The 24,337-nt window shown below is 39.0% G+C and carries 18 protein-coding genes and 2 pseudogenes; 13 read left to right on the top strand and 7 right to left on the bottom strand.

From position 1 onward, the window contains the following. Positions 1–306 precede the first annotated feature (306 nt). Positions 307–2,751, bottom strand: coding sequence for a ribonucleoside-diphosphate reductase subunit alpha (locus KZC02_RS18985; RefSeq protein ID WP_221395109.1), 2,445 nt, complete (start codon positions 2,749–2,751; stop codon positions 307–309). A gap of 483 nt (positions 2,752–3,234) precedes the next feature. Here KZC02_RS18985 and KZC02_RS18980 point away from each other — a divergent pair, with 483 nt between their 5' ends. The 7 genes and pseudogenes from KZC02_RS18980 to hemC all read left to right on the top strand — a co-directional run bounded on the left by KZC02_RS18980 (position 3,235) and on the right by hemC (position 9,354). Then, complete coding sequence (locus KZC02_RS18980) at positions 3,235–4,146, top strand: sugar phosphate isomerase/epimerase (protein ID WP_221390137.1); 912 nt, start codon at positions 3,235–3,237, stop codon at positions 4,144–4,146. Between the two features lie 117 nt (positions 4,147–4,263). Continuing rightward, on the top strand, positions 4,264–4,527 hold the full coding sequence (locus KZC02_RS18975) for a type B 50S ribosomal protein L31 (RefSeq protein ID WP_221390136.1): 264 nt from the start codon (positions 4,264–4,266) through the stop codon (positions 4,525–4,527). A 122-nt stretch (positions 4,528–4,649) separates the two neighbouring features. Further along, a complete protein-coding gene (locus KZC02_RS18970) occupies positions 4,650–5,846 on the top strand; it encodes a putative sugar nucleotidyl transferase (protein WP_221390135.1) in 1,197 nt (398 codons plus the stop codon). A gap of 21 nt (positions 5,847–5,867) precedes the next feature. Beyond that, complete coding sequence (locus KZC02_RS18965; protein WP_221390134.1) at positions 5,868–6,986, top strand: DNA polymerase III subunit delta' C-terminal domain-containing protein; 1,119 nt, start codon at positions 5,868–5,870, stop codon at positions 6,984–6,986. After that, on the top strand, positions 6,983–7,483 hold the full coding sequence (locus KZC02_RS18960; protein ID WP_221390133.1) for a RimK/LysX family protein: 501 nt from the start codon (positions 6,983–6,985) through the stop codon (positions 7,481–7,483). The genes KZC02_RS18965 and KZC02_RS18960 overlap by 4 nt, the downstream gene beginning before the upstream one ends. Positions 7,484–7,498: 15 nt before the next feature. Beyond that, on the top strand, positions 7,499–8,401 hold the full coding sequence (gene rimK, locus KZC02_RS18955) for a 30S ribosomal protein S6--L-glutamate ligase (protein ID WP_221390132.1): 903 nt from the start codon (positions 7,499–7,501) through the stop codon (positions 8,399–8,401). Positions 8,402–8,419: 18 nt separating this feature from the next. Then, positions 8,420–9,354: pseudogene (gene hemC, locus KZC02_RS18950) on the top strand (hydroxymethylbilane synthase). Positions 9,355–9,432: 78 nt separating this feature from the next. On the opposite strand, the gene KZC02_RS18945 reads toward hemC, so the two are convergent. After that, positions 9,433–12,300 (bottom strand): outer membrane beta-barrel family protein, encoded by a 2,868-nt coding sequence (locus KZC02_RS18945; protein WP_221390131.1) that lies wholly within the window; start codon positions 12,298–12,300, stop codon positions 9,433–9,435. A gap of 351 nt (positions 12,301–12,651) precedes the next feature. Between KZC02_RS18945 and KZC02_RS31955 the strand changes: the two genes are divergently transcribed. Genes KZC02_RS31955 through KZC02_RS18930 form a run of 4 tightly spaced genes read left to right on the top strand, consistent with a single transcriptional unit; the run spans position 12,652 to position 15,153 of the window. Further along, positions 12,652–12,828 carry a hypothetical protein gene (locus KZC02_RS31955; protein WP_229253672.1) on the top strand — a complete coding sequence of 59 codons (177 nt, stop codon included), beginning with the start codon at positions 12,652–12,654 and terminating at the stop codon, positions 12,826–12,828. Then, positions 12,803–13,723 carry a sensor histidine kinase gene (locus KZC02_RS18940; protein ID WP_229253671.1) on the top strand — a complete coding sequence of 307 codons (921 nt, stop codon included), beginning with the start codon at positions 12,803–12,805 and terminating at the stop codon, positions 13,721–13,723. The genes KZC02_RS31955 and KZC02_RS18940 overlap by 26 nt, the downstream gene beginning before the upstream one ends. Next, positions 13,720–14,454, top strand: a complete 735-nt coding sequence (locus KZC02_RS18935; RefSeq protein WP_221390130.1) for a LytTR family DNA-binding domain-containing protein — start codon at positions 13,720–13,722, stop codon at positions 14,452–14,454. Before KZC02_RS18940 ends, KZC02_RS18935 begins: the two co-directional genes overlap by 4 nt. A 57-nt stretch (positions 14,455–14,511) precedes the next feature. Continuing rightward, positions 14,512–15,153 carry a GDSL-type esterase/lipase family protein gene (locus KZC02_RS18930; protein ID WP_221390129.1) on the top strand — a complete coding sequence of 214 codons (642 nt, stop codon included), beginning with the start codon at positions 14,512–14,514 and terminating at the stop codon, positions 15,151–15,153. Positions 15,154–15,232: 79 nt separating this feature from the next. Here KZC02_RS18930 and KZC02_RS18925 read toward each other — a convergent pair whose 3' ends face one another. Beyond that, on the bottom strand, positions 15,233–16,327 hold the full coding sequence (locus KZC02_RS18925; protein WP_221390128.1) for a chorismate mutase: 1,095 nt from the start codon (positions 16,325–16,327) through the stop codon (positions 15,233–15,235). A 186-nt stretch (positions 16,328–16,513) separates the two neighbouring features. Between KZC02_RS18925 and KZC02_RS18920 the strand changes: the two genes are divergently transcribed. Together KZC02_RS18920 and KZC02_RS18915 are read left to right on the top strand one after the other, a co-directional pair. Then, complete coding sequence (locus KZC02_RS18920) at positions 16,514–17,716, top strand: proline dehydrogenase family protein (protein ID WP_221390127.1); 1,203 nt, start codon at positions 16,514–16,516, stop codon at positions 17,714–17,716. 53 nt (positions 17,717–17,769) lie between these two features. Continuing rightward, a complete protein-coding gene (locus KZC02_RS18915) occupies positions 17,770–18,513 on the top strand; it encodes a lipoprotein signal peptidase (RefSeq protein ID WP_221390126.1) in 744 nt (247 codons plus the stop codon). 32 nt (positions 18,514–18,545) lie between these two features. Here the strand turns inward: KZC02_RS18915 and KZC02_RS18910 are convergent, their stop codons facing one another. From KZC02_RS18910 to bamA, 4 genes and pseudogenes are all read right to left on the bottom strand, one after another. Then, positions 18,546–20,144 carry a hypothetical protein gene (locus KZC02_RS18910; protein ID WP_221390125.1) on the bottom strand — a complete coding sequence of 533 codons (1,599 nt, stop codon included), beginning with the start codon at positions 20,142–20,144 and terminating at the stop codon, positions 18,546–18,548. A 300-nt stretch (positions 20,145–20,444) separates the two neighbouring features. Further along, complete coding sequence (locus tag KZC02_RS18905; RefSeq protein ID WP_221390124.1) at positions 20,445–21,089, bottom strand: OmpH family outer membrane protein; 645 nt, start codon at positions 21,087–21,089, stop codon at positions 20,445–20,447. Positions 21,090–21,100: 11 nt separating this feature from the next. Further along, on the bottom strand, positions 21,101–21,748 hold the full coding sequence (locus tag KZC02_RS18900) for an OmpH family outer membrane protein (protein WP_221390123.1): 648 nt from the start codon (positions 21,746–21,748) through the stop codon (positions 21,101–21,103). A 51-nt stretch (positions 21,749–21,799) separates the two neighbouring features. After that, positions 21,800–24,325 (bottom strand): annotated as a pseudogene (gene bamA, locus KZC02_RS18895) (outer membrane protein assembly factor BamA). Positions 24,326–24,337 lie beyond the last annotated feature (12 nt).

Genomic DNA, 24,337 nt, shown 5'->3' with positions numbered 1-24,337 from the left:
ATGCCAGTAACTATCAAATACGATTGAAACAGTATATATATAAAGAGCAGTCTTGGTTCATCAGCTGTAATGCATAAATCCGGCTTTTACGTAATCGGAAGTTAAGAGCATCTATATATAGGTATAAACAATAGCAAAGTTTAGCCACCGCATGCAGCTTTAATGTTAATCCACCATCACTAAACTTCCAGATATGTTCCAAAGCATTTAATCTTCTCTAATTCTCTACAACACAACCTTCGATATCAGCCAAAAGAAAAGGCCCTCACTTTACAGCAAGGGCCTTATCACTATATATCATCTTATTTACGATCCGCAGGCCTCACAGTTTTCAGGATCATCCAATGAGCATTGCATATCTGAACGGCTGTCACGTGGAGAAACAGGCTTTGCGTGTTCTTCCGCGTATTGAACATAATTCAGTTCTTTCTCTGCTATCACTTCCATTGCAGGTTCGATCTGGGCTTCTGCCTGTTTGCTAAGCGTAAATTGAACCGGATCAGAAGCTGCACGTGTACGCAAGTAGTACATACCTGTTTTCAAACCTTTTTTCCAGGCATAAAAATGCATGGAGGTAAGTTTGCCAAAGTTCGCCTCTTCCATGAATATATTCAGGGATTGCGACTGACATATAAATGCACCTCGGTCAGCAGACATATCCAGTAAACTACGTTGCTTAATTTCCCACCCAGTTTTATACAGATCTTTAATATTCTGAGGAATGTTTGGGATCGGCTGAATGGATCCGCTTGCCCGCACAAGATTATTTTTCATTTCTTCATTCCACAATCCAAGTTTCACCAGATCTTTGAGCAGATATTTGTTTACTACTACAAATTCTCCGGAAAGAACGCGTCTTACATATATATTAGAAGTGAATGGTTCAAAGCATTCATTATTACCCAGAATCTGGCTCGTAGAAGCGGTTGGCATTGGTGCAAGTAATAAGGAATTACGCACACCATTCTGAATTACTCCTTTTCTTAATTTCTCCCAATCCCAGCGTTTACTCTCTGGTTTTACTCCCCACATATCAAACTGGAATATGCCTTGCGAAATAGGACTCCCTTCCCAGGTTTCATAAGGCCCGTTTTTGATAGCCAGTTCCATAGATGACTCCATGGCACCATAATAGATGGTTTCAAAAACATCTTTATTCAATTGGCGTGCTTCTTCAGAATCAAAAGGCATGCGCAGCATACAAAATGCATCTGCTAATCCCTGCACACCAATACCGATCGGACGATGGCGTTTATTGCTTTTCTCTGCTTCCGGAACCGGATAAAAATTAAGGTCAATGATTTTGTTAAGATTGCGCGTTATCACTTTCGTGATTTCGTATAACTTCTGGTGGTCAAAACGCATGAAGCCATCTGCGCCTTGTTCTACAAATTTAGGTAATGCAATAGATGCAAGATTACAAACAGCTACTTCATCCGGTGCTGTGTACTCTATAATTTCAGTGCAAAGGTTTGAAGACTTGATCGTACCCAGATTTTTCTGATTCGATTTGCTGTTTGCATGGTCCTTATACAACATATAAGGAGTACCAGTTTCAATCTGTGATTCCATAATAGCAAACCAAAGATCCTGCGCTTTTATTATTTTACGCGCTTTGCCTTCCATTTCATAACGCTCGTAAAGCTTTTCAAAATCTGCACTGTGCGTATCAGAAAGTCCCGGGCATTCATGAGGACAGAATAATGACCAGGTATCATTGGCCTCAACACGCTTCATGAACAAATCAGGAATCCATAATGCAAAGAATAAGTCACGGGCACGCTGCTCTTCTTTTCCATGATTCTTTTTCAGATCCAGGAAATCGAAAATATCTGCATGCCAGGGTTCCATATATATAGCAAAAGAACCTTTACGTTTCCCGCCGCCCTGATCAACATATCTTGCCGTATCATTAAATACACGAAGCATTGGTACAATACCATTGGATTGTCCGTTCGTTCCTTTAATATAAGTACCAGTTGCACGTACATCATGAATGCTCAGTCCAATCCCGCCAGCCGACTGGGATATCAGTGCACAGCTTTTCAATGTATCATATATACCACTGATGCTGTCTTCTTTCATTGTCAGAAGAAAACAAGACGACATCTGAGGTTTTGGTGTACCTGCATTAAATAAAGTAGGGGTTGCGTGTGTAAACCATTTTTCAGAAAGTAAATGATACGTTTCAATAGCAGCCTGGACATCTTCCTGATGAATACCAATAGCAACACGCATCAGCATATGCTGCGGACGTTCAACTATTTTACCATCTACTTTTAACAGATACGATTTTTCTAACGTTTTGTAACCGAAATAATCATAGGCATAATCACGATCATATATAATAGTTGAATCCAGAAGTGAAGCATGCTGGCGTATTACATCATAAACTTCTTTTGCAAGTAAGGATGCATTTTCACCTGTTTTAACATCTACATAAGTATAAAGACGTTTCATTGTTGCCGAAAATGACTTCAATGTGTTTTTGTGGAGATTTGAAATCGCCACGCGTGCAGCAAGAATAGCATAATCAGGATGTTTGGTGGTCATCGAAGCCGCGGTTTCAGCAGCAAGATTATCCAATTCGGCAGTTGTTACTCCGTCATAAATACCGGACACTACCTTTTTAGCCACTTCAACCGGCTGAACGTAATTTGAATCAAGGCCATAGCTCAGTTTCTCTATACGGGCCGTCACTTTGTCGAACTTTACGGATTCGCGCCGGCCGTCACGCTTTATTACATACATAGACATGATAATGTGTTATTTTTTAAGAAGTTATAGAAATTGCTATTGAGCTTTAAGTGCAGAAGTAATCCTTAATATTTAGATGAAATAACACTAAATAAACTAAAAATACAACCTCGGATATACGTCGTTTTTTCAAAATATTGATAAAATTTAAATTAACAAATTGTTAAAAATCTTATTACAAGCAGGTTACAACTAATTTACCCTCGTTAATTTATATGAATATTTTTGAAATTATTTTTTCAGTGAAATAAAAATTAAAATTTCAAAATTTGTACACTTTTCAGAATAATAAAAATTGTTTTTATTTGATTTACAGATTATTAACTTAAAATTTTTGACAACTTTATAAAAAGTTGTTTACTTATTATTCTTTTTATAAAATACTTTATTGAATATAATAGGTAGGCACACAAAGTAAACAGCTTTTGAGAAAAATGACTGTCCGGATTTTTCATTGTTTATAAATTGTATGCCATCATGACCTTTTTCCAAAATCCTGCATCAAGAAGGACATTTTTGAAATCAACAGCGGGCACCGTTGCCGGACTTGCAGCCTATCCATCTCTGATAGCAGCTGGATTTACGGATAAAGTTGATAATAAATCCTCCGTTTCTCTTGGTGTCTTTGCTTCTTACAACCACGCCAGCTACCTCAAAGAGCTTGGCTGTACTTATATTGAAGAATCAGTAGGCGGCTTTCTTATTCCTCAGGAAGGAGAGTCTAAATTTGACCAGAATTTACGTGAGCTTCAAATGCTAAAATTTCCGATCTGGTCATATGTGATCCTGTTACCAGGGGAACTAAAAACACTTGGACCAGATGCCAATCACGAAGCTATTCTATTGCGAACGGAATTAGCATTGAAGAGAGCAAAAGAATGCGGTTCCCATTATATTGTTTTTGGAAGCGGCGGTTCACGTATCATTCCCGATGGCTTTGACAGGGACAAAGCAAAAAGCCAGCACATAGAACTAACCAGAAAAATGGCTCCGCTAGCCGAAAAATATGGGATAACAATCGCAGTAGAACCACTTAACCGGGGAGAAACGAACTTCATCAACAGCCTGGCAGAAGGTGTAGAAATTATTGAAGCAGTGAAAAGCCCACGTGTACGCCTGCTTTGCGATATTTATCATATGCTTAAAGAAGATGAGCCCGCCACGGAAATTATTAAATATGGCAAACATATTGTACACTGCCATATTGCAGAAAAAGAGAGCAGAACACCGCCAGGAGTAAAAGGTGATGATTTCCGTCCATATCTGGGAGCTTTGAAAAAGATAGGATATACAGGCGGACTATCCATAGAATGTTTTAAATATACCGATTTTGACAGTGAAGTAAAAAAGGGAATTGAGGTTTTAAGAAAACAACTCAGTGAGGTTTAATGTGTTCCGTATTTTAAATTGAAAATATAACGGCCTCACATTTGCGTCAATAAATTAAAATAATTACTTTTGCAATCCTTTTTGAGAATTGCATCGAACACATAATAGCATATACCAATGAAAAAAGATATTCATCCCAATTATAGAGACATCGTTTTCTGGGATCTATCAAGCGACTTTAAATTTATTACGCGCTCTACTATAGAAACCAGCGAAAACATTACCTGGGAAGATGGTACTGTTTACCCGGTATATAAAGTTGAGGTTTCTTCTCAGTCACACCCTTTCTACACTGGCAAAAATGTACTTGTAGATACAGCAGGACGTGTTGACAAGTTCAGAAAACGTTACGGACAAAAAGAAGCAGAAGCGGAAGCATAATAATTGTTTTCAGCTTACTTTGAAAAGAAGCAGTCTCTCAGCGAAAGCCCAAAGAGACTGCTTCTTTTTTTGTCCCTACCAAAAAAATGGCCGACCTTTGACCACACATACTTATATCAGACATGCCAAGTATCATATTGTTCGATGAACCTGTTCTTCGGGCGCAACTTTTGCCATTTACCTACACACGGCCAGTAGCTGCCATAAGGTGCGGAATTCACACTATAGCTGAAAAGTGGGCAAATTGCTATCGTACTACACCTTCTTATTTAACTGAAGATTATTTACAAGCTGGATTTGCATTAAAAACATCAGATGATAATCTCTTCATAAACGGAGCCTTATGTCCTGATCCTTCACTGGCTGATGCAATCATAAATCTCCCTAATGAATCCGTACTGTTTGCAAATGATGAAATTCTTGCAGTCAGAACAGCTTCAAAAACCTGGAAACCTGATCAGGCGGTAAATTTATCTAAAATCATATATTCCGGATCGTATTTAATGATTCGCCATATTTGGGATATTTTCACCAAAAACGGTACACAAATTAAGGCCGATTTTGACCAATTGATTTCAATCAGGAAATCAGAACCAATTGATGATCCCTATACACGTTGCTACAATACTGAAGATATTTTTATTGAAACCGGAGTCAATATTAAAGCAGCCATTCTGAATGCCGAAAACGGACCGATCTATATTGGCCGTAATGCAACTATTCAGGAAGGAGCTGCTATTCAGGGGCCATTTGCTATGGGTGAAGGTTCCATTATTGCACAAAATGCCAAAATACGCATGAATACGTCCATTGGCCCGTTTTGTAAAGTAGGCGGGGAAATTGGCGGATCAGTATTGTTTGGTTACAGCAATAAGGGACACGACGGTTATCTTGGCAATTCAGTTTTGGGTGAATGGTGTAACTTAGGAGCCAATACAAATAATTCGAATTTAAAAAATGACCATACGAACGTAAAATTGCATAATTATGTATCTGACAAACTGGAAGATACAGGCCTGCTTTTTTGTGGCTTATTTATGGGTGATTATTCGAAAGCAGGAATTTCAACGATGTTTAATACCGGCACCGTTGTTGGTGTAAATGTTAATGTTTTTGGAGCCGGGTTTCAGCCTAAACATATACCTTCTTTTTCCTGGGGAGGAAATGCAGAAGGATTTACAGAATATAGGTTCCAAAAAGCTTTGGCAGTTGCAAAAGATACTGTCAACCGCCGCAATGTTGCCTTTGATGAAAGTAACGAAAAGGTTTTGAATGAAATTTTTATTCAGACAAAACAGCACCGCGACAAACAAATATAGAAACGCTTAACCGAAACAAAAGTGCTTTTTAAAGATATACCAGGACTGGAAAGTATAAAATCAACATTGATACGATCGGTACAAACCAGTCACCTGGCGCATGCACAGTTATTCGACAGTGCTCCTGGTGGTGGTGGGTTGGCATTGGCACTGGCATTTTCGACCTATATTAATTGTACTAACAGAAGCGAGGAAGATTCATGTGGTGTTTGTGCCTCTTGCGCTAAAATGAATAAGCTGATTCATCCAGATTTTCACTTTATTTTTCCCATTGCTACTTCAAAAAAAATTGATGGTAAAACGAGTGAGGCATTTTTAAGTTACTGGCGTTCGTTTATACTTGAAAGCCCATACAGACTTTTGCCTGAATGGCTGGATTATATTAGTGCTGAGAACAAACAGGGAAATATTGCAGTAGAAGAAGCACGCGGAATTCTCCGGAAACTATCTGTAAAGGCTTATGAAGGTGAATATAAAATCCTCTTGCTTTGGAAACCGGATATCATGAACGCTTCTGCGTCCAACGCTTTATTGAAGATACTGGAAGAACCTCCTTTCAAAACGATATTCCTTTTGGTAAGTGATCAGTCCGACCGGCTCCTTACCACGATTATTTCCCGTACACAACGAATTGCAGTTCCGGCTTTTTCTGATAAAGATGTCCGCACATTTTTAATGGATCATACTGTTTCAGAAAGTACAGCAAAACATATCACTTATTTAAGTGATGGCAATTTGTCTGAGGCATTGCAGCTTGTCAAGGAAACCGGAGATGACAGATCAGGCTGGTTTATAGAATGGATGCGTTCCTGCTATAAATATGATGTGGCGCATCTGGTGAAATTTGCGGATAGCTTCGATGGAATGAATAAAGAAAAGCAAAAGGGTTTGCTGGATTATGCATTGAGGTTATTTCGGGATATGCTTGTGTGGAGCCATGGAGCCGGGGAATTGTTGCGCGTTCCGGAGGAAGAACTTACTTTCGTGCAAAATTTTTCAAAAGCGGTAAACTTTGAATCACTGGAAAATATGATTCAGGAAGTAAATGTTGCCTATTATCATATTGAAAGAAACGTACGCGCCAAAATGGTATTACTGGATTTGTCATTAACTATTGCCCATTTTTTCCAACGCAGATGAAAAAGCCGGTTGAAATAATCGGGGCAACCGATATAGTAGATCTGCCCGACCTGGATTGGTACCACGTTCCTGTCCGGGTGGATTCGGGTGCAACTACCTCATCTATACATTGTTCCCGGGTAAAACTGATAAAGGAAGACAATCATACTATACTCCGTTTTTATCTGGACGCAAAGAAAGGTGCTCCGCAGCAATCATTTTCTGTTCAGGATTTTAAAGAAACCGTGGTTCGTAATTCTTCCGGAAAAGAAGAAAAGCGCTATGTTATTAAAACTCGTATCAAACTTTTTGGAAGAAAAATCCGTACTGAATTTTCTCTTGCCAACCGCCAGAAAATGAGTTATCCAATACTTCTTGGACGTAAATTATTGAAGAACCGTTTCATTATTGATGTTGCACAAAAGGATTTGTCAGCAAAACGCAGAATCGAAAAGCAAAAATCCGGTTCAGTGAAACATGAACCAAAATCAGATTATGATTTACCTCCGCTTTCTTAATTATTTAGAAATTATATGAAAATCGCTGTCCTGTCTACCAACCCTGAACTTTATTCAACTAAGCGTTTGGTAGAGGCAATTAAACAAAAAGGCCATAAAGCAGTGGTTATCGACCATGTAAAATGCCTGGTCATGATAGAAGGTGGAAAACCTACAATTTTATACAAGGGCAAAACCATCACCGGAATTGATGCCGTTATTCCCAGAATCGGTACATCGGTAAATGCATTTGGCTGTGCAGTTGTGCGTCAGTTTGAATTGATGAAGGTTTTTACAACAGTTAAATCGCAGGCGATACTTCGTTCCCGCGATAAACTGCGCAGTATGCAGGTTTTGGCCAAATCAGGTGTTGATATTCCTAAAACAGTTTTTGCAAAAAATCCTGCGCAGGTTACGGAACTCATCCACATAGTTGGCGGCCCGCCCGTAATTATTAAATTATTAGAAGGGACGCAGGGCGTAGGCGTTGTACTAGCCGAAACAATTAAAGCTGCTAAATCTACAATTGAAGCATTTTATGGATTAAAGGCTAATTTTCTTATCCAGGAGTATATTGCCGAATCCAAAGGAGCTGATATCCGTGCACTTGTAATTGGCAATAAGGTTGTAGCAGCAATGAAACGCCAGGGAGCTGATGGAGATTTCAGGTCCAATCTGCATAGAGGTGGTGAAGGAAGTATGATAGAACTGACGCCGGAAGAAGAACATGCGGCCATTGCGGCAGCAAAAGCTTTAGGCGTAAAAATCGCAGGCGTTGATTTATTACAATCCGAACGAGGCCCTTTGGTGATGGAAGTTAACTCTTCACCCGGATTAAAAGGCATTGAAGATATCAGCGGAATTGATATCGCCTCTTTAATTGTTGCCTATATTGAGGATAAGATTGTGACTGATGAAGGTGATACGGTTGGAGTTTAGTTCAAAGCTTAAAAATTTATGAGAATCAAAATAGGAACACGTGGAAGCAAACTTGCTCTTTGGCAGGCTTATTACATTGAGAACCTTCTTCAAAAAGGAGGAATTGAAACGGAAATCGTAATTATTGAAACTAAGGGAGATAAAATCCTGGATCGTTCGCTGTCTAAAATAGGGAGTAAAGGTGTATTTACCCAGGAACTGGAAGATCAGCTGAGAAGTGGAGTTATTGATATTGCTGTTCATAGTGCCAAAGATTTACAGTCTGAACTGGATTCAGATTTTGAAATTATTGCGTTTACCGAAAGAGAACATGCCAATGATGTATTGGTCAGCCACAATAGCAATTTATCTTTAACAAGCGGAGAATCGTTTACAGTCGGCACTTCTTCGACCCGCCGTATTGCAATGATAAGGCATTTTTATCCGCATATAAAAACTGTGGATATGCGTGGCAACCTGCAAACGCGTTTGAGAAAATTGGAAGAAGGCCATTGTGATGCACTTTTACTGGCTTATGCCGGTGTGCACCGAATGGAATATGATGATAAAATTGCTGAGCATTTGTCATTGGATGAATTTACTCCGGCAGTAGGACAAGGAAGTGTTGCCGTAGAATGTACGGTTCTACTTTCGGTTGAAAAAAAACCATTCTGAAAAATTTACTGAATCACGAAACAACAGAAGTTTGTTTGCGGACAGAAAGAGCATTTTTAAAGCAGTTACATGGCGGATGCAGCATTCCGGTTTTTGGACTGGCCACATTGGAAGAAAACCAAATTAGTATTTCCGGTGGTATTGTAAGTTTAGACGGAACCGAATTGATCCGTCTTTCTCAAAAGGGCCCGTTAAATTCTCCCGAAGAATTGGGTACAAACCTGGCTGATGAATTACTTGATGCCGGCGGAGACCGTATTTTACAGGAAATTCGAAATCACCAAAGCCCGGTTTTATAAAATTATTTATATACAAAAAGACCTCTCCTATTCAGAAGAGGTCTTTTTGTATATTGTAACCAAGTTATTTTTCTTATTTTAATTAGGTGCTGTTCCTGGTAATGTTGGTTTTAAAGGAACTGCCGTGGAATCTGTTTTAACTGGTATTGCAGTAGAATCTGATTTTACAGGAACCGAAGTGGAATCCGTTTTTACGGGAGTTTGTGGTATAACAGGTGTTACAGAAGAATCCGTAGACGAAACTGAATCCTTCTTCACAGGTATTGCCATAGCACCTTTTGCACTTGAATCCGGTTTCGCTTGCATCATCTGTCTTTGTGGACGTGCAGTACTATCAGACATTGCAGCTTTTGGTACTGAGCGAATCACCGGAACAGTTACTGCGGGAGTAGCTTGCTGAGTTTGTCCACCGGCATCGTTTCCTCCGCCATCGCTTTTCATATCATCATTATTAACAGATTTTCTTCTTTTCGGCTTTGTTTCAACAAACGTCATTTTACCAATGCGGTAAGAGAAATTGATACGGAAACCTCTGTTGAATAAATAATTGTTATTAACCTGAGTAAAAGTATTTGATTCAAGACTCGTTTTCATTTTGAAAGACGGAGCCAGGAAATTTTCCATTCCAAAACCTATACTACCACGTTTGTTAGTAAAGTCTTTCTTGATTCCCAGATCATACATACGGAAACCTGCCTGAATTCCTTGTAACTGCACTTCCCGTCCCCGTATAAATCCTCCACCTTGGAGTCCCCAACCATTCTTAATTGTAAGACCGGTACGGAAACGACCACTAACAACTACACCACTATTACTTGAATTGGTACTGTTATTAACAAGATTTGCATAATACGCGTCAAATCCTCCGCCAACCTGCCATCTTTTAAAGAAGGTAATATTTCCAAATACGTTCACTCCATAGTTTTTCTTCTGGCCAATGTTTCCATAAGTTGTGCTGATAATCCCTTCATCACTGGTAGTACGGATACTTTCAATGGAGTTGTTCGTAAAACGTGCAAACGTTGAAACGTTTACATAAAGTGAATTTTTGAAAAAACTAGTACCCAATTCAACCTGATCTGTTAGTTCAGGATCCAGTTCCGGATTACCAAAACTAATATTGGTTGGGTTGGCAGCATTGATGTTAGGATTCAGGAACTGAATTCCGGGACGTTGCAAGCGACGGTTATAGCCCAATTTTACCGTCTGCCCTTTTCCAAAAGTTTTAGAAAGATTCAAACTTGGTACTAAATTACCATAGGAAGGCAGGTTAAGATCTCCCGTTTCTCCTTGTTTTGCATTGATACTGGTATACTCGTACCGTGATCCTGCTTTAATTGTAAATTTATCCTTAGTCGTATAAGTGTAAGAAAGATATCCGGCAGCTACATTCTGATCATAATTCAGACTATTCGCCGCCTGAGGAGTAGCCATATCGTTGTAATAATCGTAATTACTCACAACCTGGCGAAAAATCCCTTTACCTCCAATTTCAATCAGCTGATTGTCTTTAATCGGGGTTTGATAGTCAAGCTGTACAGTGCTTTCCTGGTTATGGCTGCTATTGTTATTTCCCTGCGCACCCAATAATTCTCTGATATTAGCTGTGCTTAATGAGTATACATCTGCATCATAATCGTTGGTCCGGTTGTTACGGCTGTATTGAGTAGAAATGCTCAGTTCCTGCTGTGGTTTGCTCAATGTCTTATTATAATCGACATTTACATCCCATGTACCAGACAAATCTTTCGTATTCACATCCCTGAAACTGTTTAAAGTAACACCGGTGCTTTGCGTATTAAATGTAGATAATTCCTGCGAAGTTTTGGCATTTCTCATCCCATAACGTACGTTGGCGGAAATGGAAGTTTTAGAATCAATTTCATAATCCCATCCAAGATTATAAGAGCCAAACGCCATTTTATTATCAGATTCGCTGGTTTGACGAATAGAGAATTTATCTATTTTACCAATTTGCAAATTTTCTGATTTACCAGGCATGTTGTAGTTGAACCTGCCAAATCCACCAAGGCTGAATCCCATTTTACCAGATCTGTAATTACCTCTTAACCCAAGATTGGAACCTCTGTTTCCAATTCCTGTGTCTACATTAAGTGTTCCTCCCTGGATCGTGCTCTTTTTGGTAATGATGTTGATAATACCGGCCGATCCTTCTGCATCGTATTTGGCAGATGGCGAAGTAATTACTTCAACCGATTTTATCATATCCGCAGGAATTTGTTTCAATGCATCTGCCACACTGGTTGCAATAATAGTAGAAGGTTTATTATTAATAAGAACACGAACGTTAGAACTTCCTCTAAGTGAGACGTTTCCATCCAAATCCACAGTTAACATGGGAACTTTTTTCATCACATCCGATGCGTCGCCACCTTTACTTGTAATATCTTTTTCGGCGTTATAAACTAGTCTGTCCACTTTCTCTTCAACCATCTGTGCCATTCCCACTACTTCAACTTCTCTCAGCTGAACAACATCAGGTATCAAGAAAACAGAACCCAGATCAAGTTCAGTTTTTTTATCAATTTTGATATTACCAATCGTCTTTGATTTATAGCCAATAAAAGAAATTAATATCTTAAAATTTCCTGAAGCAACTTTTGACATATTGAAGACCCCTTTTTCATCAGTAGTAGTTCCATCAACAGGATTATTTGTTTTGGGATCAATTAAGGCAAGTGAAGCGAATTCAACAGGATTTTTACTAATAGAATCCACCAGGATCCCTTTAATTTTCCCATTACCTTTTGGAGAATCTTCTACGGTACCAGGGATAACTGCTGCGCGCTTTTCACGCTGTCCACCAAAATCACCGCCACCTCCGCCAGGACGACCTCCGCCCCCGCCGCCTGGAAACTGGGCAAACGCTGTGGAAGTCAGCGTAAGAACAAAAAATAAGATTGTAAAATGCTTTATCATTTTCATGGGATGAGACGTAATAAGTAGTAAATACAATATCAAAATAAATACCTTGCCACCACTTATCTAAGGGCGCTAGACAGATAGATGGTATGTACCGATTAAATCCCCATTTCAAACGATGAATGGTTTTTATAAAACTGCTATTTCCTGAAAATGAATAATGCAATTGCACTCATTTAAAAGATGTGATAATCAGTGCTTTTAATTTGAATTCTTTATTTCTTTGATAGATCATAATTGCTAGCCTGTCGGCGTTTAACCAATATTGATCGACTTGACTAGGCGCTTTGATTTTTTCCCTGTAAGATTGTAATTGCATATTACATTTAATGCATTGCTATAAACAATATCCTGATGGACACACAAAAGGTTAGAAAATACCCACCAATATTTCTTCATCTCTTAGGCTGGACTTTTTTTAGCTTCATTCCTGCTTTGGCAACCATTAAGCTGGCAAATACAATTGCCGACCACATTCTGGATCAAACAGGCAGTGTTATTTTCTATGCTTATTTCTATATTTTACCTTAATTTATTTTTCTGGTTTCCGCGCTATCTGGCACGTAACAAAAACCTAAAATTTATTCTGTTTAATATTATATCTGTATTCCTGCTGGCTATAATTATTGAGCAGCTTCAGGTGGCGCTCAATCACCGGGCATTTATGGATAAAGCATGGCAAACTGCCAAAGAAATGAACGGTCTGAAAAGATCAAAGGACAGGTTCGACTATTTTGCCTTACTAACAGCACTTCTTGTCATTGGTATTAGTACCAGTGTTGCCGCAGTACAAAATGTACAGCGTGATAAACAATACCGGCAGGATTTGGAACAGGAAAAAATCAATTCTGAATTATCATTTCTAAAAGCCCAGATCAATCCGCATTTCTTTTTTAATACGCTCAACAACATTTATGCGCTGACTGTGATTGACGTGGAAGCAGCACAGCAGGCTTTGCATAAGTTATCACGACTGATGCGTTATGTCCTTTATGAAACGCAGCACGGCACTGTTCTCTTAAGTCAGGAAATTGCTTTTGCCCAGGATTACATTCAGCTTATGCAGCTTCGCCTGACTGATAAAGTTACCGTACATTTAACTCCTCCTGATCCACTGCATGATGTTTCCATTGCTCCTATGCTGTTTTTGCCTTTTATAGAAAATGCTTTTAAACACGGAGTAAGTGCTGTTGAAAAAAGTCTGATTGACATCCACATACGTCAGGATAAAAACAAACTTTATGTTGAAGTAAGAAATACATTATTTTCTGATAAAAGGACGGTCCTGGATGAAAGTAATGGCATTGGACTTAGTAACACACAACGCAGATTGGATTTATTGTATCCCGGAAAGTATCAGCTGGAAGTGAACGAAAACAAAAAGGACAATGAATTTGAAGTGCATCTGGAATTAGAAACAATATGAACCCATTAAGATGCATAGCTGTTGACGACGAGCCACTGGCACTGGGGCTGGTAGCAGCCTTTGTTGAAAAAACACCTTTTTTAACGCTTACAGGACGTTATTCGAGCGCAGTTGAAGCATTACAGGTTATTCATCAGCAGCAAATTGATATTATATTCCTGGATATACAAATGCCTGATCTGACGGGTATTGAACTTGCAAGAATAATTGAAAAAGCTGGTAATCCTGGTCCAAGAATTATTTTCACCACCGCGTTTAATCAGTATGCACTGGATGGTTTTAAAGTAGATGCTCTGGATTATCTGTTAAAACCTTTCAATTATGAAGAATTTCTCCGTGCTGCAACGAGGGCAAAAACTTATGTTGAATTAGTTCAGAAAGCCTCTACAGCAAACGTAGTCGAAACAAAAGATGAATATCTTTTTCTTAAGGTAGAATATCAGCTCGTCAGGATTGCCTACGAGGATATTTTGTATATGGAAGGGTTGAAAGATTATGTAAAAGTTCATCTTAAATCCGGAAGTAAACCTATATTATCATTAACCAGCCTTAAAGCACTTGAAGAAAAATTGCCCTCTTCCAAATTTATGCGTGTACACCGTTCTTTCATTGTCAATCTAGATAAAATCGGAGCTATAACACGTAATACCATTCAGATCGGAAGTACAACAATTCCGGTGAGTGACCAGTACAAGGAAATATTCAGTCAATTTCTAAGTAAATGGATGTAAGTTGCAAACAGGTAGCAAGGCTAATATCTTTGTTATTTTAGCAGAAATGTACTTGTTATGAGATCCAAAATTATTCTCGGCTTCTCGTTATTTCTTAATTTTTTCTTTCTTATTTCTTTTCTGGCTTTCTCATTTGTTTACCGCGATAAGTTCTTTCAACGATTTGTATCCCTAAAAGGAAACCCAAAAATAGTGATGTATGGAAATTCCATTACTGCTCAGGGAAAATGGGTTGAGTTATTGGGACGGACAGACGTATTGAATTGTGGATTACCAGGCCAGTGTACCTATCACTTTCTCCAGCTGATTCAGTCGCATGTTATTGACAGGCATCCGAAAATATGTTTTGTAATGGGTGGGATCAACGACATTACTGTCGGTGTTGATCCAGAAAAGTTACAAGCCAATTATAAGTCCATTCTGGAAACGATTTCAAAAAACAAAATTATACCCGTTGTGACACTGACTCTTTATGAACGGAACAATCCGTATAGTCAGGCTGAAGTAAATCGTCTGAATAATTTCCTGATTACTTATTGCAAGCAAAATAAGATCGAGTATCTGGATTTGAACCAATACATATCTGATTCAAGCGGCCTCAAAGCAGAATTTGCCATTGATAAAACCCATTTAAATACGAAAGCTTACAAAATATGGGCTGCGGAAATTGAAAAGGTGCTGGCAAAAACAGGAATCTGATTTCTTAATATCAGTATGTGCTTAAAACAAAAGAGGCTGGTTTCGGTATGAAGCCAGCCTCTTTGATCAAATATATTTTCTAAACGTTCACCTGGTTCATCACCTCAGTTTGTTTTCTGATAGATTCCATGTGTACCAGTTTGAAAAGCTCATCAACCAGATTAGGATACAGGTTTAGGCTTTTGCCCCATCCTGCACGGGTTTCCAAAACTTCACGGAAACGATCTACCTGATATGCAGCGACATTATTATCACGTTTGTATTCAGCCAGTTTTTCTACCAACGACATACGTGCAGCCAGATTTTCCAGTAATTCACGGTCCAGATGATCTATTTTACCGCGAACAACTTCCAGCTGTGACTGATAATCAGTACCATAAGATACTTTACGCACATGAAGATCGTGTAACATTTGTCCCAAAGCAGCAGGCGTAAGCTGTTGTGAAGCATCAGACCATGCTTTATCCGGCTCACGATGTGACTCAATGATCAGACCATCGTAATTCAAATCAAGCGCACGCTGTGCAATTTCATACAGATAAGCGCGTTTTCCTGCCATATGGCTAGGATCACCGATGATCGGCAGATTTGGCAACAATGTTTTTAATTCAATTGCAATATTCCACATTGGAGAATTCCGGAATTTTGTTTCCTGCGCATTAGAAAAACCACGGTGAATAGCACCCAGCTTTTTAACACCAGCCTGGTTCAGACGTTCCAGTGCACCGATCCACAGTTGTAAATCAGGATTAACAGGATTTTTAACCAAAACAGGTACATCTACACCTTTTAGTGCATCAGCCAGTTCCTGAACATTAAAAGGATTCACCGTTGTACGTGCTCCAATCCAAAGGATGTCTACTCCGTATTTCAATGCCAATTCAATATGCTGAGGATTTGCAACTTCAACAGCAACAGGCATTCCGGTTTGCTTTTTAACTTCCTGCAACCATGGCAAAGCTGCCTCTCCCATGCCTTCAAAACTACCAGGACGTGTTCTTGGTTTCCAAATTCCCGCACGGATTACATGCGCAAATCCTTCTTCTTTGATCTGGGTTGCGGTTTCCAACATTTGTTCCTCGGTCTCTGCGCTGCAAGGGCCGGCTATTATCAAAGGTTTCCCTTCGGTATTGATCCAACTGCTTAGCGGAAGGATATCTAAAGAAGCATTCATACTCAAAAACTTGACCTTAGTAAAAAATAGATAATGGTAATATTTCGACTTCGAGTTATGCGTATTTCAGGGATTGACGTACATTTGATAACAAAAAGCTCAGTTTACTATGTGCACGTATTAGTTCTATAACACTGCTTTAAACTAATATACCTGCATTATCAACACAAGAAAAACGTATAAAAAATGGCATATCCTTTACCAAATGACCAAATACCTGTATTTTTCGAAGACACATCCGTTGCATTCGCATACAAATCAGACACTCAGCTAAGAAAAACATACTGGCTGTTCAGTCTTATGAATCAGGCTCGAGTGGTAAATTTAGGCACTTTTTTTATAAAGCTTGCACTAAAGCTTCACTTACCTATAAAAAATCTCATTCGTGTCACGATTTTTGAACAATTCTGTGGTGGTGAGACAATTAGAGATTGTGATGCAACCATTACTGCTTTGGGCAATTCAGGCATTGGGACTATATTAGACTATTCTGTGGAAGGCGAAGATGAAGAAGGTAGCTTTGATGCCACCACGGCCGAAATTTTAAAGACGATTGATAAAGCATCACAATCAAAAAATATTCCATTTTCTGTTTTTAAAATTACCGGAATTGCTTCAATAGAGTTGCTCGAAAAAATTCAGCGCAAAGATAGTTTGTCAGAAAGTGAAAGTGCTGCTTATGCAAGGATAAAAGGAAGAGTTGAAAGGCTTTGCAACCATGCATACGAAACCAATGTAAGAATTTTCGTGGATGCGGAAGAAAGCTGGATTCAGGGAGTAATTGATGACCTGACCTACGAAATGATGGAAAAATTCAATAAGGAAAAAGCCATTGTTTACAACACATATCAACTCTACAGGTACGAAACGCTGGATGCGCTCAAGGGTGCTTATCTCACTGCCAAGCAAAAAGGTTATACGCTTGGCGGAAAGCTGGTACGTGGTGCATATATGGAAAAGGAACGTCTCCGTGCAAGGGAAAATGAATACTTTAACCCAATTCACGTTAGTAAAGAAGCTATAGACCGCGACTATAATGCATCTATAGATTTTTGCCTGGAACATATTCAGCATATTTCAATATGCCTGGGTACACATAATGAGTACAGTTGCCAGTATTGTGCGGCGAAAATGAAAAAGCTCAATCTCGATACTAAGGATAACCGTATTTGGTTCGCTCAACTTCTTGGCATGAGCGATAATATATCTTTCAATCTTGCGAAAGCAGGTTACAATGTTGCCAAGTATGTTCCATATGGGCCAATAGATGCAGTATTACCCTATTTAATCCGTCGCGCCGAAGAAAATACATCCGTTGCCGGGCAAAGCAGCCGTGAATTTTTGCTCGCTAAAAGTGAGTTGAAGAGAAGAGGAATAAGTTCTTTATAACTATCTTACTAATTTAGCGTTTCTTTAAAGTTACCTATAGTTTTTAAACCAGAATGAACCAATCCAGAAATCCAGCCCCATATCTGCTTTTAAGTATCCTTCTTATTGCCATAGACCAGATATCCAAGATATTGGTTTACAAATACATGGAACCTGGTTTTTCAGGCCAGATCGCTCTCATTGGAAATTGGTTGAAGCTACACTATGTGCTTAATCCGGGTATGGCATTCGGGATGCAGCTTGGACATGAATATGGGAAATTATTTTTAACGCTTTTCCGGCTGGTAGCTATGTTTGCCATTGGATGGTACCTTATACATCTCGCAAGATCAGGAGCTGCAAAGGGTTTACTTTGGGCGCTTTCCATGATATTGGCCGGTGCAGTCGGAAATGTAATTGATAGTACCTTTTATGGCGTTTTGTTTGATAATGCCCCTTATGGCTCTCCTACTCCATGGTTTCATGGACAGGTTATTGATATGATTTTTGTCGATTTCTGGGAAGGGTTTGTACCTGACTGGGTTCCTGTCTGGGGTGGGCAATATTACTCTACGCCTATTTTTAACATTGCTGATTCCTGTATTTTTGTGGGCGTATGCAGTATTCTTATTTTTCAGGGAAGTTTTCACCCTACTCATCATACAGATGAGAAAAAGGAAAATAATGAAGATTTAGACGGAATAAGAGAAGTAGAAATTGATTCTGACTACAACAACAATAACACTGAAATATCATCCCATCTTCCTTCACCAAAAATTGATACTGAAGAAGAAGACAATAAAAAAGAGAGCATATAGCTCTCTTTTTTATCAATCATTTTACATTCCAATTAATCTTCTTCAACAGATAACGGAACGAAATCTTTAAATGTTTTCTTTATTGCAGCATCAGTGGCTTCTTTTTTGTTCTCCCAATTGGCATCCAGTTCTAATGCAACCAGGCCGCTTAAATTCATTAATCCCTTAAACTCATCAAGTTTTCGAATAAAATCCGGCGTTCTTCTGGCTGATTTTTGCGCATATTCTCTGGAAAATACGTCCCCTTTATTCTGGAGTTCATTTTTCTTCTGCAATACGTAATTAAAGCGTTCTAACAGTCCGTTGGTTGATTTCCCGATAACCTCCGTAGCTTCCAATGTTCCCACCGTTGCCACTGTTGTCCCTCCAATTGTTGTAATGTATCCTCTGGTCTTACCGTCAGCAGGCGTAAATTGTGGAGCTAATCCCGTTGTTGCACCCAATGAAGCATTTAATAATGAACGGCTTCTTTTTCCTTTTTTTGCTTTGGCATAAGCCTTTTTTAAATACGTTTCCTTTTCCTGCATTTGTTCCAAAAGGCCCCAGGCATTTACCAACGCACCTTTATATAATCCGTATACATAAGCATCACGCTGCCTTTCGTCTACGGTATTTTTTATAACGAACCTGAGTGTCTTTTCCTTTTTATTCAACGCTTTGTCCATTACATAAAATGTAATGTTAAATGCAAGCGTATCAAACGGATCCTTTACAAATTCATATCCCGGCTCCCAAATGAATTCATAGCTTGTCGGTGCATTCTTAACAAGGGCATCCTTAGGAACATTTTTGTTTTCTGAAACAAAACCAAATGTTGAAACATCATCTTCCCCATTCGGATCAGACAAAGAAAAACGCAAATTAATGCGATTATTTTCAGGGCTTTTGATAATTGTGTTTTGCGGAACAATAGTAAAATCAGGAGCAAGATCCATCTGTGTTATATCCAGCTTCAATCGTCCCTTTGTACGCGCCTTTGAAGGCTGGTCTTCTACGAAAAACTCGATATAGCGGGGTTCCTTTTTAAGTATCCCAAATTGCAGTACCGATGGATCCCAGGTAATATCTCCTGCTGCGGTTAATTTCATTCCTTCCGGCATCCCATCAAGTATCGGAACAAACACAACAGGGTCACCATCAGGATCCCTTACAGAATTCATATCAATCTGATACGTGTTCTGTGTTTTATATTGTACATAGAATGGTTTCAGTTCGTCTACCTGCGGAGGGCGGTTAACGTGTGTAACCTTAAATACTACTTCGCGTGAAGCACTTTCACCAGAAGCAGTCTGTGCTTCAAAAACAACCGGAAAAGATTTAGATGTGTTAATGCGGTCAGCAACATCATAGCCAGGAGTCCATACAAAGTGTCCGAGAGAATCAAACTTCATTTCCTTTGTCAGGCCGCTTGAAATACTATACCTCACTGAATCTGCTCTCCCGCCCCTGGTCTGTAAATGGAAATCAATTTGCTGTCCTTCGTCCAAAACATTCCATTCTGATTCTTTTGGGAAAATTATTTGCAAAGGACTTGGCGATGAGCTCTTGGTATTATCTTGTGCCTGAACCTTTTGAAAAACAAAAATGGCCGTTAGAACTAACAATATTTTATAAATATTTTTTAAAATCATAACGTCAGAAATATAATTAATTCCATGGGTAAAATAATACATTGGTCTTAACGCAAAATTAGTAAATACCGTATAGCGAACGTTATGAAAGCTTCTTAATTTTAAGATAAAGTCAATTTAAACATTACCATAAAAGTATCTTTTGTATTTTTTTAATATTTGCACAACATAAAACCGACCTGATAACAGAAGAGGTATAATCATTGTTTATACCTGACTCATTTCAATGCAAATACCGGAGAGTAGCCTGTTTAAGACTTCTCTCCGGTATTTAAATAAATTTATATCGAACCTAATCTATTACTTTTTCTTAGGTGTAGCGGCTGGTGTTGTAGCAGCTTTTGCAGGTGTTGTAGCTGGTGCCGTAGTTGCTTTCACAGGAGCTGCTTCTACTTTGTCAGGATCAACGCCTAATTTACGAAGAATCAGGTTGGTTACTGCATATTCCTCAGATCCTGCATAAAGGATGATAGGAGTTGTATTAGCTCCGGCATCCATGTTCAGGATATAAAGAAATCCATTTTCCTTACCTACTTCCTGGATTGCATTATTTACTTTTAAAAGAATTGGCTCAAGCAATTGCTGCTGTTTAGTTTGCAATGAAGTTTGAGCATTTGTCTGCATTTCCTGAATACGGGTTTGCAGGTTTTGCAATTCTTTTTCTTTATCAGCACGAATGACGTCTGTCATGTTAGCTCCGTTTTTCTGATAAGCTTCATACTTCTCCTGAGCTTCTTTGTAAGTTTCTCCTAATGCTTTATCCAATTGAGCTTTTGTAACTTCAAGCTGGTTCTGCATTACTTTGTACTCAGGCAATTTGGCAATTACAAAGTCAACATTTGTATAACCTATTTTTGTAAGACCGCTTGCTGGAGTTGTTTGAGCTAACAGAGGAGTACTTAATATGGTCATTACGACCAAAAACGCTATCAATTTTTGTTTCATTGCTTTTTTACTTATTTAAGTTTACTGGTTGTACTTTTTTGTTTTGGTGAGTTCTTTGTTTTTGCAGGCACAACGGGAGCTACCGTTTCTTCCTGCTCTTCTTTTTCTTTACCTGCATTTTCCTTAGCCGAAGCTTTGGTAGATTTTAAGTCAATTCCCAATTCCTCCATGATATAATCTGAGTAATCATGTTTCGGATTCGTGAATAACAACCCTACATCACTGGATTTATCAAACATAAAATCCAACCTGCGCTGACTGCAAACCTTCGTTACAGCCCTCTGAACTTTTTCCAGAACGGGCTTCATGATTTCCTTTTTCTTTTGAAAAAGCAAACCTTCCATTCCGAAAATTTTACTGTTATATTCTCTTGCTTCCTGTTCTTTCTCTTTTATTTCGCCTTGCCTTTTTCTCTTGAGGTCGTCAGTAAGTAATACTTCTTCCGCCATATAAGCACGTTGCATCCGGTCAATTTCAGCATATTTTTCTGCAATTTCCTTAGCCCACTTCTCAGAAAATTTTTTCATTTCTGTTTGTGCCTGCTGATATTCGGGCATTTTACTCGTAATAAATTCCATATCTGTATAGCCAAACTTTTGAGCCTGGGTTACCGATACCGAAAGAATTGACAAAACTAGTAAAATTAAAAACTTCTTCATGCCTCGTCACTAATAATTTGCAACCTCCTTAACGAAAAACACCCGATAATATTATCTAATCTGCTGTCCGATGGTAAAGTGGAACTGAGGGCCACTTTTTACCCCCTGGATTTTATCAAAGCCATATCCCCAGTCAATTCCTAAAAGACCAAATGCAGGCATAAAGATACGCGCACCTACCCCGGCTGATCTTTTCAGATCGAACGGATTAAATTCTTTGTAAGATCCCCAGTTATTACCACCTTCGGCAAAACCCAGAATGAAAATAGTCGCCTGCGGATTCAAGGAAACCGGATACCTAAGCTCCATTACGTATTTGTTGTAAACAATACCTCCACCAGATGCCGGATATCCATTTGCTGCCAAAGGCCCCACTTTCTGGTCAACATAACCGCGGAGCCCAATAATGTCCTGGTTGGCAAGTGAAAATGTTCCCTGACCAGCAAGCCCGGATCCCCCAACTATGAAACGGCCAAATGGACTGAATCCAATGCTTTGGTTATATGCGCCAAGGAAACCCATGTGCGTACGTGCACTTAAAACCAGCTTTCCGGTAATGGTTGCATAATAAGTTGCATCGAACATCCATTTATGATATTCAACCCACCGGTAGCTATCTGTTATGCTAGTTTCTCTGTCCTTATTTCTCAAAGAAGAATAAGGCGGAGTAAATGTGGCACTTAATGAAATATTACTACCGCTTCTCGGGAATTGAAAATCGCTGAGCGTATTTCTTGAAATAGTTGTATTAAAGGAAATGTTGTTTGAGATACCTGAGCTATACCCTATCCTGAATATATCCAGACTATCCAAACGGTAGCGCTGGTAAGACAATGAATGGGTCATTACCAAATTCCTGTCCGGCTCTTTCAAACGACGGCCTACGGAAACGGTAATACCATTATTGAAATAACCTCCTCTGTAACTTACCGAACCTGAACCTCCATAAATTGAACTGTAATCAGTAGAACGATAAACAGTACGCTGTAATGACACACCAAAGTTGATTGGTTTCTTTCCACCAAGCCAAGGCTCACTGAATGACAAAGAGTAAGTCTGATACTGCTTACCATTCGCCTGGAATCTCAGGGATAATTTTTGTCCGTCACCAGATGGAAGTGGTTTCCATGTTTCACGGTTTGGAATATTTTTAAGTGAGAAGTTATTAAATACCAAACCAAGTGTACCCACAAAACCGATGTATCCACCCCATCCACCAGAAAGCTCAATCTGGTCAGAAGGTTTTTCTTCAACTGTGTATTCAATATCCACAGTACCATCCTGTTGGTTAGGAATTGGATTGATCTGAATTTTTTCAGGATCAAAATAGCCCATTTGCGACAACTGGCGCTGCGTATTGATAATTTCTGTCTTACTAAATTTCTGGCCCGGCAATGTGAAAAGCTCGCGAAGAACGACGCGGTCACTTGTCTTGGTATTTCCGTTTAACAAGATCCTGTTAATAGTTGCCTGCTTTCCTTCGGACATACGCAATTCTACATCAATAGAATCCCCTTCAACCGCTTTTTCAGTGGGTTCTATACGGAAATACAAATAACCGTCATCCATGTAAATAGAGCTGATATCGTTACCCGGAATTCCATTAATTTTTTTGTCCAGTTCTTCCGGATTATAAACATCCCCTTTTTTTACACCTAGGCGACTGCTTAAAAATGAAGATTTGTATAAATAATTACCTGACCAGGTTATGTTCCGGTAAAAATATTTAACACCCTCATCAATTTTCATATTAATGCTTATCGTTTCTCCATTGTTGATAATGGAATCGAATTCGATAGTTGCATCTCTGTAACCATTCTTACGATAATAAGCGATCAGCTTTTCTTTATCCTCTGTATATTTTTTAGGAATGTATTTGGAAGGGTTAAAAAGGCGGCCCAACATTTTTTGTTTAGTTCCCTTCATCTTTTTCTTTAAGAGTCCGGTCGCTTATTGCTGTATTGCCATCAATATCGATCTTTTCAATCTTTACTTTTTTCCTTTCGTTATATTAAAATTAAGGGTAGCCTGGCCTCGCGTTGAATCAGGAATCTGCAATACCTTCACTTTGGTATTGTAAAAGCCCTTATCCATGTAGTATTTTTTGATAACCAGCTGCGTATTCTTAATGACCGTTGGCGTTATAACGCGGCCTTTAATCAATTTAACCTTATCATTCAGCGTTTCTCTCTCACCTTTACGAATACCGGAAAAAGACACTTTGTAAAGCCTTGGCCGCTCCTTAATATGGATATTAAGCCAGATTTTCTCCGCTTCAATTTTGGTATATAATATTTCAACGTCGTCTAGTGTACCGAAATCCATCATCTTTCTGATCGACGAAGTAACAGCTGGCCCGGGAATGCGGATTTTATCACCGGGTTTAAGGCCGGAAATAGAAATCATTGAATTAGGATCAAGAAATTGTGTGCCTGAAACCGTTACTTCGGCTATCGTGTATTCTTTGGGTTCATCCGGATTAATTGTATTTGACGCCGCAGGTTTTGTCCCCGACGCTCCCAGTCCGACACGTTGTGCACTTGCCTGGAAAAACCAGCAAAGCAACATAACTGTCATGATACCATTACG

Source organism: Dyadobacter sp. NIV53, assembly GCF_019711195.1.
In the GTDB taxonomy this organism is placed as follows: domain Bacteria; phylum Bacteroidota; class Bacteroidia; order Cytophagales; family Spirosomataceae; genus Dyadobacter.
The sequence above is the reverse complement of the archived record's forward strand: the minus strand, read 5'-3'. Positions and strand labels throughout refer to the sequence as shown.